The sequence below is a fragment of the Kocuria atrinae genome, from assembly GCF_039531425.1.
Classification (GTDB): Bacteria; Actinomycetota; Actinomycetes; order Actinomycetales; family Micrococcaceae; genus Kocuria; species Kocuria atrinae.
This window is the reverse complement of record NZ_BAAAQA010000002.1, coordinates 21,430-37,360: the sequence shown is the minus strand read 5'-3', so window position 1 is coordinate 37,360 and position 15,931 is coordinate 21,430. Positions and strand designations below refer to the sequence as shown.

Below are 15,931 nucleotides of genomic sequence, written 5' to 3'. Positions count from 1 at the left end.
TCGCAGCGCCGTCGTCATGTGTTCTCAGGTTAGGAGGACGTCGCGTCCTCCTCGGTGAGCGGCCCATCCAGATCGGGGTCGTACTGAGGCTTGAACTCCTCGCCACGTTCGGCTGCTTCTGTGGCCTCACGCTCACGGTGCCGCTTCTTGTCCTCGATCATTCGCGCGAGATTCTCCTCGTGCTCGCGCTTGACCTCGTCCTCGGGCTGGCGTCGCATGTGGCCCACCGCGCCGTACACGGACCCGTCAAAGACCTTATTCCCGTGGTCCATCACGATTCCGCGTTCGCAGATGTCCATGACCAGATTCAGGTCGTGACTGACCACCACCAGGGTCTTGCCGCGGCGGACCAGGTCCTTGATGCGCCCGATGCACTTCTTCTGGAACGGCTCGTCACCCACGGACAGGATCTCGTCCACGAGGAAGACCTCGGGATCCGTGTGGACGGCCACGGAGAAGGCCAGCCGCAGGTACATGCCCGAGCTGTAGAACTTTACCTCGGTGTCGATGAACTCGGCAATCTCGGAGAATTCCACGATGTCGTCGAACTTCTCGTCAATCTCCGCTTTGGTCATCCCCAGAATGGCCCCGTTGAGGTACACGTTGTCACGACCGGTGAGGTCCGGGTGGAAACCCGCGCCGACCTCAATCAAACCCGCGACCTTTTCGCGAGTAAGAATGGTGCCGGAATCGGGATTCATCACGCCGGAAATCATCTTGAGGGACGTGGACTTGCCAGAGCCGTTGAATCCCAACAGCGCCACGGTCTCGCCGTCATAGATGTCGAACGAGACGTCATTGAGTGCCTTGAACTTGGCGGTGAGGTCACCCTTGCGGCCCTTGACCAGCCACACGAGGGCTTCCTTCATGGACCGGGTGTGGCGCAGCACGAACTCTTTGCTCATGTTCTGCACACGGATCGCGAGATCCGCTTCGGTACGTCCCTTAACGGTTTTGCTAGCAGTACTGGACACGATGATTTACAGCTCCTGCGCGAAGTTGCCCTCTTGGGCACGGAACAAACGGTCACCAACGAAGAAGATGAGCAAACTGACCACAATGGCCAGCGGCGTCCACATCGTCAGCAGGTGCGGCGGCACGTGCCAGATCTGTGGCGTGTCCGTGGTGGGGAACCAGAAACCGTAGTGGAACAGTTCCACCGCCACCGTCAACGGGTTGAGCATGTACACGAAGTACACCCAGTCCCACAGCTTGTCCCGGACCATGGTCCACATGTAGAGCACGGGCGAGGCCCAGGTGGACACCATGATGATCAGGTCCACGATGTTCTCAGCGTCCCTGAAGAACACGTTGAAGGTGGTGAAGAGCATGCCCAGGCCCAGGGCGAACAGGGCAATGATGAACGTCCCCACCAGCACGGCCAGCAATTGCTTCAGGTCGGGCCGCCACCCCGTGGCAAAACAGGCGATCAAGAGAATCGCCAGCTGCGGCACAAAGTGCACGAACGCCACCAACAGGTTGGAGACGGGAAATAGCTGTCTGGGCAGATAGATCTTCTTCAGCAAGCCACCGTTGGCCACGATCGACCGTGAGGCGTTGCCGAAAACCTCTCCGAACAGGTTCATCACCACGATTCCGGAGAACAGATACACGGCGAAGTTTTCAATACCGCGGTTGAGTTCCAGGAACACGCCCATGGCAATGTAGAACACCAGGAACTGCACCCCGGGCTTGAGATAGGACCAGAGCAGTCCCAGCACGGTTCCCCGGTAGCGGATCTGGATTTCCTTGTCGACAATCAGCCTCAGCAGAAACCGATTCTCCAAGACGTCCCGCAGCCCGCGATCTTTTCCCGGGGGCCTCAAATGCGAAACGGGAGCTTTCATACGGGGTTGCCATCCTTTCCTCGTGATGCACCCTCTTGGGCATCACCGGATACAAGACGACGCCGCACGCGAACGAACGTACACGTGCGGCGTCGCGCATGGAGCAAAATTACTTCTTGGGGCCGTTCTCGGCAAAAGTACGCGCCCAGGCTTCCGGTGACGTGATGTCCGGAAGCGCAGCGCGGTACTGCTTGCTCAGCGACTCCCACTGTGCAAAGAGCTCCGCGTGCAGCTTGATGCTCTCGGTCATCAGTTCGCGCACCTGCGCCGGGTCACGGCGGTACCACGAGGCACCCGTACCGTCCGCATTGGAGACGATCGCGGAATCCAGGGTGGCCAGGTAGGACCAGTGACCGTCCATGTGGGCAACATTGGCTTCGGGGTTCTCCTTGGCCATGTCCCGCACCGGACGCAGCGTCTGCTTCAAGACGGTGCGCACGGCCCACGGAATGAGCTGCGGCTTGGTGGGAGCCTTGGGAGCTTCCATGGTCTTGGGAGGCTTCTTACGGCGCACCGGCGGGAGGTCGGCCGGATCCTTCACCACACGGGCGTCCGAGTAATCGTCCTTCATGGCGCGAATCTCGGGCATCCGGGTGGGCAGCATCTCATGGAGTCCGTCCGGCCCGGCCAGGACGTCCTGAATAGCCAACAACACGGACTTCGCCGGGTAGTACTGCATGGACACCACGTGCTTGGTATCCGTGGTGATGGACTCACGCAACATCCGCCCGCCCTTGGAGTAGGGAGAGTGCAGGAGAGCAGCGATCAGGCGATTGCGCTCGTGGAAGTAGGCTTGCCAGTCCACGGCGTCGTCCTTGTCAGCCCACGAAACGTGCCACACGGCCGCACCGGGAAGCGAAATGGTGGGGTAACCGGCTTCCTTGGCTCGCAACGAGTATTCGGAATCATCCCACTTGATGAACACGGGCAGGGACAGCCCAATGTCCTCCATGACCACACGGGGAATCAGGCACATCCACCAGCCGTTGTAGTCGGCATCCCAGCGGCGGTGCAGCCTGGGCCGCGAACGCAGACCGCGCTCGGCGAAGTCCACTCCGCCCAGGCCGTCGATGGGGCCCCACAGGAAGCGATAGGGGTTCACAACTTCTGCATAGGCGTTGAGCAACGGCTTGTTGTACATGTCGAACATGTGACCGCCGATGATGGACGGCGTGTGGCACATGTCGGCGAACGCCGCCGCACGCAGCACACCCTCGGTCTCGAGGAGGATGTCGTCGTCCAAGATGATCACGTAGTCGGACTTCTCCACGCCCTGAGGCGTCTCACGCCCCTGGAGTACCTCGTACATGTTGCGGGCAAAACCGCCCGAGCCACCCATGTTGCCCTGGCGAATGACGCGCAGCTTGCCATTCATTGCGGACTCGGCCTCGGCGAAGTCAACCTCGTCCGAGACCAGCTTGTTGCCCTGGTCCACAATGATCAGTTCGTCCAGAACCGCGTCCAATTCCTGGGCCGCGGCAATGGTCTTGATCGTGTTGACGCAGTAGTCAGGCCGGTTGAACGTGGTAACACCCAATGTCACGCGGCCTACATGGCGATCGCCCGAAGGAACCAGCCAACTGGCCTCGTCTAGGATCATGCCCTCGTCGTCCGAGATGAGATCGAACCAGTACCAACCGCCGTCACCGAAGGGCGCCAGCGTCAGCTCGAATTCGTGGGTGTCAGTCCCCTCGACTCGGCGGTCCTCAACGCGCTGGGCCACGCCGCGCGCGTTGGAACGGTAAACGATCAGCGAGCCCGCACCGGTGGTTTTGACGCGCAGGACCACGGAATCCGCCACGGTCCACCGACGCCAGTAGCTGGCAGGGAAGGCGTTGAAGTAGGAACCGAAGGAGACTCGCTTACCGGGGCGAATCCGAGCAGACCTGCGAGAAATGATGTCATCCGGGTGCTGCGACGCAGTGTCCGAACCCGCAGAGGAAGGGCCCTCCACGTTGATGGGTCCGTCAATGTAGAGCGGCAAGGAGTCCAGGTCCTTGTTGGCGGGGAAAACCACGCGCGCAACTTCGCGCAGGTCTTTACCGTTGGTCGGCTCATTGGTGATTTTGGCCAGGTACTCCTGGGTCTCCCCCGACCGAGCCGCTGTGTCCTGTGGGGTCTGCTCGCTCACTCGTCAACGCCTCCGCTGTTCAGCTGTGCACCGGACGTGAAGTGCGGTGCAATTTTGTTGTCCACCATGGACAGCGCGGCGCCAATGGCCATGTGCATGTCCAGGTACTTGTAGGTGCCCAGGCGGCCGCCGAACAGCACAGACTTCTCGCCCTTGGCCAGATCACGGTAGGCCAGCAGCTTTTCGCGGTCCGTAGCGGTGTTCACCGGATAGTAGGGCTCGTCACCCTTTTCCGCGAAGCGGGAGAACTCACGCATGATCACGGTGGCGTCCTTGGTGTAGTCACGCTCCGGGTGGAAGTGACGGAACTCGTGGATGCGGGTGAAGGGTACGTCCGGATCCGGGTAGTTCATGACCGAGGTGCCCTGGAAGTCCTCGATGTCCAGGACTTCCTCCTCCAGGTCAATGGTGCGCCAGGAGAGGTCGCCCTCGGTGTAGTCGAAGTAGCGATCCACCGGGCCGGTGTAGATGACCGGAACCTGACCCACCACGTTGGACTTGGAGAACTCCTGTGAATCGTCGAAGAAGTCGGTCTCCAAACGAACGTCGATGTTCGGGTGGTCCGCCATACGTTCCAGCCACGCGGTGTAACCGTCCACCGGCAGACCCTCGTGGGTGTCGTTGAAGTACCGGTTGTCGTAGGTGTAGCGCACCGGCAGACGCGAAATGATGGACGCGGGCAGGTCCTTGGGATCCGTCTGCCACTGCTTGCCGGTGTAGTGCTTGATGAACGCCTCGTACAAGGGGCGGCCGATCAGCTGAATGCCCTTATCGTTGAGGTTCTGCGGGTCGGTTCCCGCGAGCTCGCCGGCCTGTTCACGAATCAGGTCCCGTGCCTCACCCGGCGAGTACGCCGAGCGGAAGAACTGGTTGATGGTGCCCAGGTTGATGGGCATGGGGAACACTTCGCCGTTGTGGCGGGTGTACACCCGGTGCACGTAGTTGGTGAACGCGGTGAACCGGTTCACGTACTCCCACACCCGCTCGTTGGATGTGTGGAACAGGTGCGCGCCGTAACGGTGCACCTCGATCCCGGTGCGTTCCTCGTTCTCGCTGTACGCGTTTCCACCCAGGTGGGATCGGCGGTCAATCATGGTGACCTTCAATCCCAATTCCCTGGCGGCTCGTTCTGCCACGGTCAAACCGAACAGACCCGAACCCACGACCACCAAATCAGTGTTCACGTGTTTACTCCCTACCATCTTCACGACCCCGTGAGGGTCAAGACATCTTGCCCTAAGCTACCGGACTCCGCCGGTTCAGTACCTTCTTGACGCTGTGTGGACCGTCACCGCGCTCGGTCCCGAACGAATCCACTGAGCACCCATTTCGCTGCGGCGCGGCCCGAGGCACCCAAGGAGGCGTGGGCGCGGGCCCAGTCCGAGCGGCGTCGTACGCCTGTATCGCGATCGTGCAGACCGGAGGGCTCCAGTGCGGCGCGCATCGCGGCGGCCACCTCAGTCGCCTTGTGCCCGACCGCCTGGCCCAGACCGTTCTCCGTAACCAGGTCGGCAGCCACGCCCTTTGCACCCGCGTAGATCACGGGCGTTCCGCACGCGGCGGAGGCATAAACCTTGGTGGGCTTGGAGAAGTCGTAGCCCTGACCGGGCACGATCGATGCGAGCGCGGCGACCGCGCCGCGCGTGAAGGCTGCCGTGCGCTCGGGCGGCTGGACGCCGTCGAAAACCACGTTGTTCGGGGCGACCTCGCGAGCCACCCGTTCCATGCGTTCCACATCCGAGCCTCGGCCCAGGAAGTGGATTTTTACGTCCGGGTGCTCGTCGAGAATCTCGGCGAGCGCGTGGATGAACACGTCCGCTCCCTGCCATTCGGACATGGAGCCGGCATACACGAAATACGGTTCGGCGAGTTCTTCGGACGGGCCGTCCGGGGTAAAAATCTCGGTGTCGATCCCGTTCTCCGCGACGAACATCTTGTCGCGCTTCACGCCCGTGACCTTGGCGAGCTCCGCGCCCATGGCCTCCGACACGGTGATCACGCCGCCCGCGCAGCGCGCCGAAACGGTCTCGGCCACGCGCATGAGTGCGGTGACGATCCGCGGAACGTCCATGGTGATGGTCGCCGCGGTCCACACGTCCGGGTTGTACCAGATATACGGCCGACGCCGCAGCAGACTCGAGGCCCACACGGCCAGTCCCGTGGTGGGCGGGGGCTCGCTGACTACGATGTCAGCGTCCATGAAGAGCAACCGCGCAAAAGCCTGGATATCGAAACTCAAGTACTGGGGAATGCCGCGCACGTAGTCGTACTCGTCACGCAGCACCGGTACGCGCACCACCGCATACGGTTCGTCCGCGGTCGTTTCGGCCATGCCGCGCGGAGGGCGCGTGGTGAGCACGGTGACGTCCGCCCCCTCGGCGGCGAATCCCCTGGCCAGTGCGCGCAACCTGAACGAGGCCGCCGCCGGTTCCGGCGTGAAAATCCTACTGACAATGACAACCTTCCGGGGTCTCATAGGCTCCACTGTCTCACGTGGGCGGCCCCGGTGACCTGCCTGTCCACCGCCGTCATCCGGTAATTTCCCAATACTTTCGCATCCGCACGGCACGCGCACTCCACAAGAACGACGCCGCACGGGGCCTCCCGCACGATTCCACACGGTGCGTGCCTGGCTCGGATGCTCACGCTGACGAATGCTGTTCTAAGGCCATGGAAATCATGGTCAGCCTGCAATGGGCCGGTGCGGTCGACGCTCAGGAACACAGGGTGGCTATCGAGGCAGAACCGGGCACCGCCGGGAGCCGCCTGGCCCGGGAGATCTGTTCCTTCCTCGGCACTGAAGCTGAGCTGACGGTCGAGAATGTCGATGTTCGGTCATTGCGTTTCGCCGAGCCACCGCTGCTGGATGGCGCCGCAATCACGCTGCATCCGAGTGCACCCGCCCCGCCGACGTCCCATCACACCGCGTCGACGCAGTCCGCTGCCGACCAGCACATGCCCAGCCCCCGACTCAGGGTCGTAGCCGGGGTGGCATGCGGCACCGAACTGGTGATCATGCGGGGCTCCCAGTGGTTGGAATCCGTGGCCGGCGTTCCTGCTCTGGCCGCACATCCTGCCACGAGCGACTCAACGGAAATCGTGATGGACCATGCCGAGGTCCGCATCATGCCCGGGCCCGTTCCACTGCGTGAAGGTGACCGGTTGCGGTGCGAGGACTCCTGGCTGCAATTGATCATGCCCTCGGACGACACCTCTACTCGTCGGCGAGTGAGCTGGCCCACCGCGTCCGCCAACGACGACAGCCCGGCACGGATCATCACGGTCCACCGAGCCTCGGGACAGGGACCCCGAATGGGTTTGGTCATGGGACTGCTCCCCCTGGTCCTGGGAGTGGTGATCACCGTGGTCACCGGTATGTGGTTCTTCATGCTCTTCAGTGCTGTGGGAGCGATCGTGGCAGTGGTCAGCTGGAGTGTAGGACGAGCCGTGAGAACTCGAGAGCGAGCACGGCTGACGGCCGCGCTGGCACGTGACCTGAGCCGGTGCCGGGAGGCGGCGCCGTCGGCGGCGGACTTGGTGGATCGTCTGCAGAAACTGGATTCCGGAGCCTCCATGGCCCGGCCCGGGCACTCGACCATGCCCGGGCCACACGAACGCTGGGTGCGGTTGGGCGAGGCAGGCCGGGTCGCAACGGTGCAGCTGGGCGATGGGCCCAGTGCCGCGCCGGCCTCACACCGGTTGGCCCCGGTGCTTCTCGACATGTCTCGAGTGCCCCACCTGGAACTCACCCTGCCGTCCCGTCACCGCGCGGACGTGATTAATTCCCTTGCGCTGCAATTGCTGACGGGTCCCGGAGCGCTCCAGCAGCTCATTCTTGACCCGGTGGTCGGCTGGTCACCGCCACCGTTTCCCGCGCTTCGTGTGGTGGAAGTCCAGCACCACCGGTCCGTGACCGGCCCGGCGTTGGAGGTGTACTCGGCGCGGTCCGCCACCGCGATCCCGTCTGCCGAGGGTCGTGTGCGCATCGTGATCTCAGTAGCCGGCGACCGAACCGAAGGTGACAGTTCGGGCGCCGTTCTCTCGTGGGGTGCCGCCGCAACACTGGCCTGCGACGTGGAGGAAGCGGTACCCGGTCTGGATGCGAGCACGGGCAGTAACCGACTCGAGCTCAGCGTGGACGCAGTGAGTTCGGCGGTATTCGGCCGCTCGATGCAGCAGTGGTCACGGGCGCAAGCCGCGATTCCTTCGCTGCGGCACGCAGCGGGGCTGCCCTCGTCCTTGGGCTCCGAACCGGTCCTGCCCGAGCCATCTAAGATCCCGGAGCAGTGGGCCGCGAACGCACGCTTACCCTCATTGGTGGCAGCGATCGGTGTGTCCCACCACGGCGTGGAAAGCCTCGCCCTCGGCGATGAGCACCCCCACTTGTTGATTGCGGGGACCACGGGATGCGGTAAGTCAGAGGTACTGCGTACTCTCGTAGCGACGCTGGCCTGCCGTTATCCGCCGGAGCGACTTGAATTCTTGCTCGTGGATTTCAAGGGCGGTGCTGCGTTGGCACCCCTCACCGGGCTACCGCAACGTTCCACGCTGCTCACCGACCTGGCCGCCGCCGATGTGCAACGGGCCTTGGAATTCTTGCGCTCCGAACTACGGCGCCGCGAACGTCTCCTGGCCCAACACGGCCTGTCCGACTTTCACCAGCTCCTGCACACCACCCCCGACACGGAGCCCCTGGTCTTCCGGGAACTGGTGGTCGTGGTCGACGAGGTCAAGATGCTCGTGGACGCATTCTCGAGCGCCGGTGACGAATTGGCCAAGATCGCCACCGTGGGGCGCTCACTCGGAATTCACTTGGTTCTGGCTACCCAGCGGCCGCAGGGCGCGATCCCCGCGGATGTTCGGGCCAATGTCACGCAGTCCATGTGCCTACGGGTACGGACGGAGCAGGATTCCGCCGACGTCATTGGCACCTCGCTTGCCGCCGGGATTTCTTCGACGACGCCGGGCAGGGCCTTCATCGACACCGGTCAGGGCAAGCCTGTGGAAGTCCAGACAGCAATCCTCACTGGATGCTCGACTCCACCGGTGGATGAGGTACGCATCAGGCTTCCGGAAACGGCACCTTCGGCCCGCTTGCCGCGCGGCGCCGGCCAGGCGCACACGGTGGATTCCGGGGTGCTCCGAGTGGTTGCCGACATCGCAGCAGCTCATCGCTGCCTGGTCGGGCCGGAGGTCGAGTGCTCAGACAACACGAACGGTTCATCGCGGGACAACCCGATTGCGAGGCCCGTTCCCGCGCCGCTGCCCGAAACAGCCGTGCCACGAGCGAGCAGTGGGGACGAAGTAGACCTGGGCCCCGCGGAAAATTCGGCAGAGCACTGGACCGGTCGAGCTGCCTGGCGCCCCCTGGAGGACGGCACACTGTTTTTGATCGGCCAGCCGATGCATACCTCACGGGCACTGCTGTCCGTCGCAGAACAACTGATACGAGCTCGTTCGCGGCCGGACAGTTGTTCCGGGAGAGCACCAGCTCTCTACGTCATGACGGCGACTCCTGCGCTCCAAGACCCCGCGCGGCGCTGGTCGGATCTCGGGTGGGTCCACGGCACCGCCGCCGCATACGATGCGGCTGACGTGAAGAGCTTGCTCGACAGCCTCTCGGACGGATCCCAGCGGTATCTGTCCCACTCAAGTGATGGTCGCGGCGATCCGCCCGAACCCGCCGTGCTGCTAGTCGAGGACTGGGATCGCTGCTGCGCCCTGCTGCGCTCGGGGCCGTGGGCGCATCTGGAGGATGACCTCTTGGCCCTGGCCTCGGCCGGCACGCAGAACGGAGTGGCCATGATCGTGAGCGGAGACCGCTCCTTGGCGGTTGGCCGGGCGTCCTCTGCCGGACGCACTCGCGTGTACTTTCCCGCCGAGCAGACTCCCGAGGCCCTCTTACAGTGGCCCCGCCTTCCAGCGGTCAAGCCTCTCCCGCTCCGGGGTGTGCTGCAGGGAGCTTCGGCGGAGCGATGCTCCCCCGCACCCGCGCATCGCTCGCCGGGTGCTCACACCGTGATCCAATTCCCTGAACCCAGCGGGATAGTTGTTCACGATGACAAGCTGCTCCCCGGAAAAGTCCCGGGCGAGCCCATGTCCACGGGCCGTGGCCCATCCGTCCTTCCTCCGATGAGCGATAACGTCTCTGCGAGCGCGCCGGACACGATCATCTGGCCCCGCTACCGTCCGCTCCCCGAACGCTGGTCCGGGCCAGAAGGCCGCGTGCCGGGTCTCCTCGTGGGGTTGGGGACGGGACACGTTCCCATGTCCACCCCCTGGACTCCCGGATCCACGCTGTTGGTCGTGGGGCCCTCCCGCTCGGGCCGTAGTACCTTCCTGGATTCGGTCGAGGAATCACTGGGTACGCGCACGGTGCTTCGATGCCATCCGACATCAGCAGAGGATCTGGAGCGAAAGTTTTCGGGGGCAGCCACCGGGACGACCCTGCTCATCGACGACGCCGATTCGCTGGGCGCCCAGGTCATCCAACGCTTGGGTTCCCTGTGGCAGTCGGGTGGCGGAATGTGCGGCGCAGGCGAGCCGAAAGACCTTCGACTCATCGTGACCATGCGGTTGAGCGACGGCCTGCCGGGGCTCTTTCCTCCACTCATGCAGTGGCGCCACGTGGCGGACACACTACTGCTCAGGCCCAGAAAAACCTTCGACGGGGAATTATTCGGCGCCTCGCTGGCCGGCATGCCCGTGGGCGGCCCGCCCGGGCGCGGCTACTGGATCCACCGCGGCGTCGCGGATCTTGTGCAAACCCCTCAGCGGGACGGGTGACGCGTGGACTCCCCCATCCACGCCACGGTCGCGCGATTGAACAGCGCCACGAGTGCGACGATCGCGGCTGCCACACACGCCACACCGATGGCACGGGCGCCCACCTGAGTCAGTGAGATGCCAACGATCACCAGGAATGCCTGGGACACGAGGATGGCTGCACGGGGCCAGCGCAGGCCCTTGACCGTGCCCCATGCCGCGGAACCCAGCCACGCGGCAGCACCCAACATGACCACGGCGCCGAAAATAATGCCCGCCGTGGGAACGACGTGCTCGGAGAACAGCGAGATCACGAATCGCACGCCCACATACGCCAATGCGAGAGCCTCCACGCCGACAATTGCCCCGATCAACCACACCGCCCACGGGCGGTCTGGGGACTTCTGCTGTGAGGCGGGGACCATAGAAAGGCCTTTCGTGAGGGCATGCCGGGCACCCCCAACTCTAATCTCGATCTCGAATGGTCATGATCGGCCGGTTGATGAGGGAGAACTTTCGATGTGATATACCGCTCAGACCCTTGTTCACGAGATGTTCACGTGAGAAAGTATTGGACAGATCATCTTTTGAGGCCCGGCCACCGCGGGCCTTTTCTGTGTGTACATCCCCCCGAACACTCTGCCGTCGCGCTCAGCCCGCGCTCGATGGTGATGCCGTGTTTCTGTGCACACCTGACAATGTGAAAGGAGCGTCGCCGCAGATCATGGATTGGCGTAGTCGCGCAGCATGCCTGGAGAAAGACCCAGAACTATTCTTCCCCGTGGGAAACACCGGCCCCGCTCTATTGCAGATCGAAGAGGCCAAAGCAGTGTGCCGCACGTGCGAGGTCATGGACACCTGCCTGCAGTGGGCCCTCGAATCCGGCCAGGACGCCGGAGTGTGGGGCGGTATGAGTGAAGATGAGCGCCGCGCCCTCAAGCGCCGCGCCGCTCGTGCACGCCGCGCTTCCTGAGGCTCGTAGCCCAAGATTAGTGACGAAGCCCTCGCGACAGTTCTTGTCGCGAGGGCTTCGTCATAGCCGGGTCATGTGATCCACGGGCCGGGCCGCTGTTTGCTGAGCACCTTGCTCGCCGCGCACTGGTCCGCCGATTCAGGCCGCGAACTGAGCTTGAATCACCACGCTGGTGCCACCGCCCTCGCGAGGTTGCCAGCGGATCTTGCCGTCGAGCTCACTGGCCACGAGCGTGCGGACGATCTGCATGCCCAGCCCTTCGCCCTCCCCTGCTTGTCGGAAGGCGCTGGCACCCGATTCTTCGATCACGGTGTCCCCCATGCCCCAACCATCATCGCTGACTGTCACTTCGATGACGCGGCGTACGTCTCCGGCGTCGTTGACGATGTCCGGTAGTCGATCCACCACCATGGACACGGTTCCGTCCCGGTCCTTGAGTCCGTGCTGTACGGCATTGGCCGCGACCTCGTTGATGACCAGCGCCATGGACGTGGCGCATTTGGAGGGCAGCATGCCGAATCGGCCGTGCACTTCGGTGCGTACCGATTGGGTGGATGAAGCCGTCTCCACCGCGAGTTTGACCTGGTGCCTGATCAGCTCGTCGAAATCGACGCCCTCCGAGATGTCATGGGACAGCGATTCATGGACACGGGCAATGGAACTCACCCGCCGCATGGCCTGTTGCAATCCATGCTTCGCCTCGTCCGAGGTCATGCGTCGCGATTGCAGCCGCAGCAGTGCCGAAACGGTCTGCAAGTTGTTCTTCACCCTGTGATGAATTTCGCGGATGGTGGCATCTTTGGAGACCAGCTGCAGGTCTCGACGCCGGAGTTCGGTCACATCCCGGCACAGCAGGAGCGCCCCGGTTCGCGAAGGCCCCTGGCGGAGGGGAATGGCGCGGAGGGTCACGGACACGTTCCCGGCCTCAAGCTCACCGCGCCACGGCATGGTCCCGGCGAGCACGGGCGCGATCGTCTCGTCCACCCCATTGCCACGGACATCGAGCCCTCGCGCGATGGAGACCAGATTCTCACCGGTCACATCGCCCTCGTGCCCCAGCCTGCGGAAGGTGGACAGCCCGTTCGGAGAACAGAACGCCACGCGACCCTGGGCGTCCAAGCGCATCATGCCGTCACCCACACGGGGTGCGCCCCGCCGCGAATCACTGCGCACCGCGAAATCCGGCCACGTTCCCTCGTTGGCCATGCGTAACAGGTCCTGGGCCGTTTCCCGGTACATGGTTTCCATTTGGGATACCGGGCGACCGAAATGAGGGTCCAGAGTCATACTGACCACTGCGATGGTGCGTTGATTGCGCACCAACGGAACCACCAAGATCGAGTTCACCGGCTGCGTCTCACTCGCGGTGAGTTTGAAGCGTTCGATGCGCTGGTCGACCCACGAGGAACGCAAGGGGGCGGCGTCGGACGCGGGGATGGTCTCCCCCACCATGTCTTTGTGGAAGGCCGTGGGTCCGGTGGTGGGGCGTGCGTGCGCCAACACCGTGAAGTCGCTGTCCGGGGCCGGAATGGCGGATCCCGTGGGATTGTCCTCCGCTGAGATGACCCGGGTTGGAAAGCTCAGCAGCAGATCCGCAAAACCGAGGTCCGCCACGAGCTGCCAATCCCCCACCAACAGGTGCAGCCATTCGGCATCGCCCGCATCAAAATCATCAATCGAACGGAGGGGGTCCGTAAACGCCACGGCGGGTCACTCACTCTCAGAGGAAAATCAACGGCGCAACCACGCGCCCATTCGTTGCCCCAGCCTAGTCCCCGGTGCCTTTCCGGCCGACGAGGGCCCCTCCACGACGTCGCTCTCGGGCCTGAGCGCGCGTGCTGCCAGTTGCGCGATCTGCTCCCGTAAGCCACTCTTTGCGGCAGACTCGGCCAAAACCGCGCCGGCCAACAGGGCCTCGTCGCACGCGCCCGGATCCCAGTCAAAGGTCGCGTCGATACCGTGGCCGGGCGAGAAGCGGGCCCAGGCTTCAGCAACCGATTCCGCTCCCGAACGCCCCACCGAGGCCTTCCGGAGTTTGTTGATCACCACGAGCAGGCGCGCGGTGGGCGCTACCTCGGCGAGGTCCGGGAGTGTCTTGACTAATCGTGGGATTCCCAGTGCGTCAGCCGACCCCAGAACGACCAGAGTGTCGGCCATCGCGCATGCGCTCAGCGTGGCCGCATTCCGCCGCGGGGCGATCATGTCCAAGCTGATCTCCTCGTCAGATTCGAGGCTGAAGGACGTATCGACCACCACCGCTTGGTAGGCGTTCCGTGCCTGCACCAGAACCGTTTCCAGTGCGGCGGCCCGAACCTCGGGCCAACGATCATGTCGTGTGAGGCCCGTCAGGACGTCCAGCGTGCTCCCCGCCACCGACACCCGCGTGGCACAGCGTTGCAGACCTTCAGCATCCAGCTTGCCTTGGTCGGCAAGTCGGCATGCTTGGGCCAATCCCGCTGCTTCCTCAAGCATCCCCAAGCTCGCAGCGATTGCTGCGGCATAAGTGTCCGCATCGACCAGGAGAACTCGGGAACCGGTCAACGCTAGTTCCGCTGCAACGTTCAGTGCCGTGATCGTTCGCCCCGGTGCCCCCATGGGACCCCACACCGTGATGATCCTGCCGGTGTCACGGGATCCAGAACGGTCCGACGCGTCAGTCTTCGCAACGGATTCCAGCGGGTCGCTTTCCTGCGTGGGTGCCGCACTTTTCACCGAATCTGAGGCGGCTCCTGGGAGTCCATCCGCGTGGGAGTGTCCTCGGTTCGAAGGCAACGGCACCGGCGATTCCGCCACCTGTTCGATGAGATCCATGACCTCATCCCCTGTGGCGCCCGCGGGCACGATGGTTACGCCCAGGGCCGTGAGACGCGTTTCATCGTGTCCGGCCAACACGAGCACCCGAACCGAGCTGAGGGACAGTTGTTCCAACAGACTGGCCGTCAGTTCTTCCGCGCCTTCGGCCAGAAGCGCCACCCGCGCCATGCCCGAGTGGGCGCACGCGAGCAGTTCGGAAAGATCCAGGCACCGGCGGACCACGGTCACGGACCCGTGTTGTCGCTCGATTTGATCGACGAGCGGCCACGTACCCGTGCCCAGGGTGACCACCGAGATACTCATGAGTCACCACCCGTGGGGTTGAGCACGAGCGTCACCTTGGCACTATTTCCCAGGGCATCGACCAGCGGCTCGACCTGGGCCGGCGTGGCCAAGACATGCACCGTGGTACCTGTCGAACTCCCCAGTGCCGAGTTTGTGGTGTCGATCTTCGAGATTTCTGCACCGGGGACCAATTTGCGCGGGCTCTCATACCCACGTCCTGAGGCCTTCTGATCAGCAACCCACACATCCACTCGCGACCCGGCCGCGGCCTCAGCCGGCAAGGGGGTCTCCAGGGCGATACCCACCGGACTGCGGTCCAGTTCGTCAGCCGTACCCACTGCCTTGGTGGGCAAGAGTTGCCCCTTGGGGACTCGCTGCACCAGGACGTCGCCCTCCTGGAGGTCGGTTTCCGCCGAAACGTAGTGCTGTGAGGCGTCCTGGAGCCTCACATCTACCGGAACCAGGTCTCCATTCGTGACACGTTGCCCCACCGAAAGATCGTGCGCGGCGACGTAGTAGGGCTCAGTGCGGTTCAACGCCGAGATGAGAAGGACCACGGCCGCAATGGACGTGAGCACGAGCAGTAATCCGACCACCAACCGGGGGTCTCGCCACGTAGGTTTCTTGAACCGCTGTGCGGTTGTGGTGTCGTGCTGCGAATCGCTGGACATGGAATGTTCCCTTCCCCCGGAGTCGATTCGGCCCCCACCGAATCTTTCATGAGTGTGCACTGTGAATCGCACCGGGGGAAATCAGGTTGCGAAACATGTGGACATCTTGGGCTCCAGCACGATCAACGCCAAAGGTTTCTGTGCACAACCTGCCGCTTCTCAGTCATCCGTGGGACACTGGAGATCATCAAACCGCATCAAAGCTCCTGGAATGAGGCGAATCGATCCATGGCACAGCAACGTTTCCTCACGCTGTCGGATGTCTCCGAGATTCTCTCGATCTCCGTGGCCCAGGCGCGCGCCATGGTTCGTTCGGGAGAGCTGCCCGCCATCCAGGTGGGTGGCCGTGGCCAATGGCGCGTGGAAACCCAGAAGCTCGAGGAGTACATCCAAAAGGGCTACGAGCGCACCGAGCAGGCTGTCCGCGAAGGCTCGATAGGCTGAT

At 63.6% G+C, this 15,931-nt stretch carries 11 protein-coding genes and 1 pseudogene; 3 read left to right on the top strand and 9 right to left on the bottom strand.

Annotated elements, in window-relative coordinates; genetic code table 11:
• Positions 1–212: 212 nt before the first annotated feature.
• The 5 genes and pseudogenes from ABD283_RS00755 to ABD283_RS00735 all read right to left on the bottom strand — a co-directional run.
• Positions 213–905: pseudogene (locus ABD283_RS00755) on the bottom strand (ABC transporter ATP-binding protein); the annotation flags it as partial.
• A gap of 75 nt (positions 906–980) precedes the next feature.
• Positions 981–1,847, bottom strand: a complete 867-nt coding sequence (locus ABD283_RS00750; RefSeq protein WP_344223165.1) for an ABC transporter permease — start codon at positions 1,845–1,847, stop codon at positions 981–983.
• Positions 1,848–1,956: 109 nt separating this feature from the next.
• Positions 1,957–3,978 carry a glycosyltransferase gene (locus ABD283_RS00745; protein ID WP_344223164.1) on the bottom strand — a complete coding sequence of 674 codons (2,022 nt, stop codon included), beginning with the start codon at positions 3,976–3,978 and terminating at the stop codon, positions 1,957–1,959.
• Entirely contained in the window at positions 3,975–5,162 is a 1,188-nt protein-coding gene (gene glf / locus ABD283_RS00740) for a UDP-galactopyranose mutase (RefSeq protein ID WP_016997773.1), read from the bottom strand. Before glf ends, ABD283_RS00745 begins: the two co-directional genes overlap by 4 nt.
• Before the next feature lie 104 nt (positions 5,163–5,266).
• Positions 5,267–6,454: a glycosyltransferase family 4 protein gene (locus ABD283_RS00735; RefSeq protein WP_344223163.1), complete on the bottom strand. Its 1,188-nt coding sequence runs from the start codon at positions 6,452–6,454 to the stop codon at positions 5,267–5,269.
• A 194-nt stretch (positions 6,455–6,648) separates the two neighbouring features.
• On the opposite strand from ABD283_RS00735, the gene ABD283_RS00730 reads away from it, so the two are divergent.
• A complete protein-coding gene (locus ABD283_RS00730; protein WP_344223162.1) occupies positions 6,649–10,764 on the top strand; it encodes an FtsK/SpoIIIE domain-containing protein in 4,116 nt (1,371 codons plus the stop codon).
• On the opposite strand, the gene ABD283_RS00725 is transcribed toward ABD283_RS00730, so the two are convergent.
• Positions 10,749–11,168, bottom strand: coding sequence for a hypothetical protein (locus ABD283_RS00725; protein ID WP_344223161.1), 420 nt, complete (start codon positions 11,166–11,168; stop codon positions 10,749–10,751). The two genes, ABD283_RS00730 and ABD283_RS00725, sit on opposite strands and share 16 nt — an antisense overlap.
• Positions 11,169–11,467: 299 nt before the next feature.
• On the opposite strand from ABD283_RS00725, the gene ABD283_RS00720 reads away from it, so the two are divergent.
• Positions 11,468–11,716 (top strand): WhiB family transcriptional regulator, encoded by a 249-nt coding sequence (locus tag ABD283_RS00720; RefSeq protein WP_019309413.1) that lies wholly within the window; start codon positions 11,468–11,470, stop codon positions 11,714–11,716.
• 138 nt (positions 11,717–11,854) lie between these two features.
• On the opposite strand, the gene ABD283_RS00715 is transcribed toward ABD283_RS00720, so the two are convergent.
• From ABD283_RS00715 to ABD283_RS00705, 3 genes are read right to left on the bottom strand one after another with little or no spacing between them, the layout of a single operon-like run.
• Complete coding sequence (locus tag ABD283_RS00715) at positions 11,855–13,420, bottom strand: sensor histidine kinase (RefSeq protein ID WP_344223160.1); 1,566 nt, start codon at positions 13,418–13,420, stop codon at positions 11,855–11,857.
• A 27-nt stretch (positions 13,421–13,447) separates the two neighbouring features.
• Complete coding sequence (locus ABD283_RS00710; protein ID WP_344223159.1) at positions 13,448–14,833, bottom strand: CpaE/TadZ family protein; 1,386 nt, start codon at positions 14,831–14,833, stop codon at positions 13,448–13,450.
• Positions 14,830–15,486, bottom strand: a complete 657-nt coding sequence (locus ABD283_RS00705) for an SAF domain-containing protein (protein ID WP_344223158.1) — start codon at positions 15,484–15,486, stop codon at positions 14,830–14,832. The genes ABD283_RS00710 and ABD283_RS00705 overlap by 4 nt, the downstream gene beginning before the upstream one ends.
• A 228-nt stretch (positions 15,487–15,714) precedes the next feature.
• Here ABD283_RS00705 and ABD283_RS00700 point away from each other — a divergent pair, with 228 nt between their 5' ends.
• Positions 15,715–15,930 (top strand): helix-turn-helix domain-containing protein, encoded by a 216-nt coding sequence (locus ABD283_RS00700; protein ID WP_016997753.1) that lies wholly within the window; start codon positions 15,715–15,717, stop codon positions 15,928–15,930.
• Position 15,931: the final 1 nt, after the last annotated feature.

Excerpts from the sequence above, each read along its gene's own strand:
- ABD283_RS00750 (WP_344223165.1), bottom strand. The coding sequence starts at position 1,847 with ATGAAAGCTCCCGTTTCGCATTTGAGGCCCCCGGGAAAAGATCGCGGG.
- ABD283_RS00735 (WP_344223163.1), bottom strand. The coding sequence starts at position 6,454 with ATGAGACCCCGGAAGGTTGTCATTGTCAGTAGGATTTTCACGCCGGAA.
- ABD283_RS00730 (WP_344223162.1), top strand. The coding sequence starts at position 6,649 with ATGGAAATCATGGTCAGCCTGCAATGGGCCGGTGCGGTCGACGCTCAG.
- ABD283_RS00725 (WP_344223161.1), bottom strand. The coding sequence starts at position 11,168 with ATGGTCCCCGCCTCACAGCAGAAGTCCCCAGACCGCCCGTGGGCGGTG.
- ABD283_RS00720 (WP_019309413.1), top strand. The coding sequence starts at position 11,468 with ATGGATTGGCGTAGTCGCGCAGCATGCCTGGAGAAAGACCCAGAACTA.
- ABD283_RS00710 (WP_344223159.1), bottom strand. The coding sequence starts at position 14,833 with ATGAGTATCTCGGTGGTCACCCTGGGCACGGGTACGTGGCCGCTCGTC.
- ABD283_RS00705 (WP_344223158.1), bottom strand. The coding sequence starts at position 15,486 with ATGTCCAGCGATTCGCAGCACGACACCACAACCGCACAGCGGTTCAAG.
- ABD283_RS00700 (WP_016997753.1), top strand. The coding sequence starts at position 15,715 with ATGGCACAGCAACGTTTCCTCACGCTGTCGGATGTCTCCGAGATTCTC.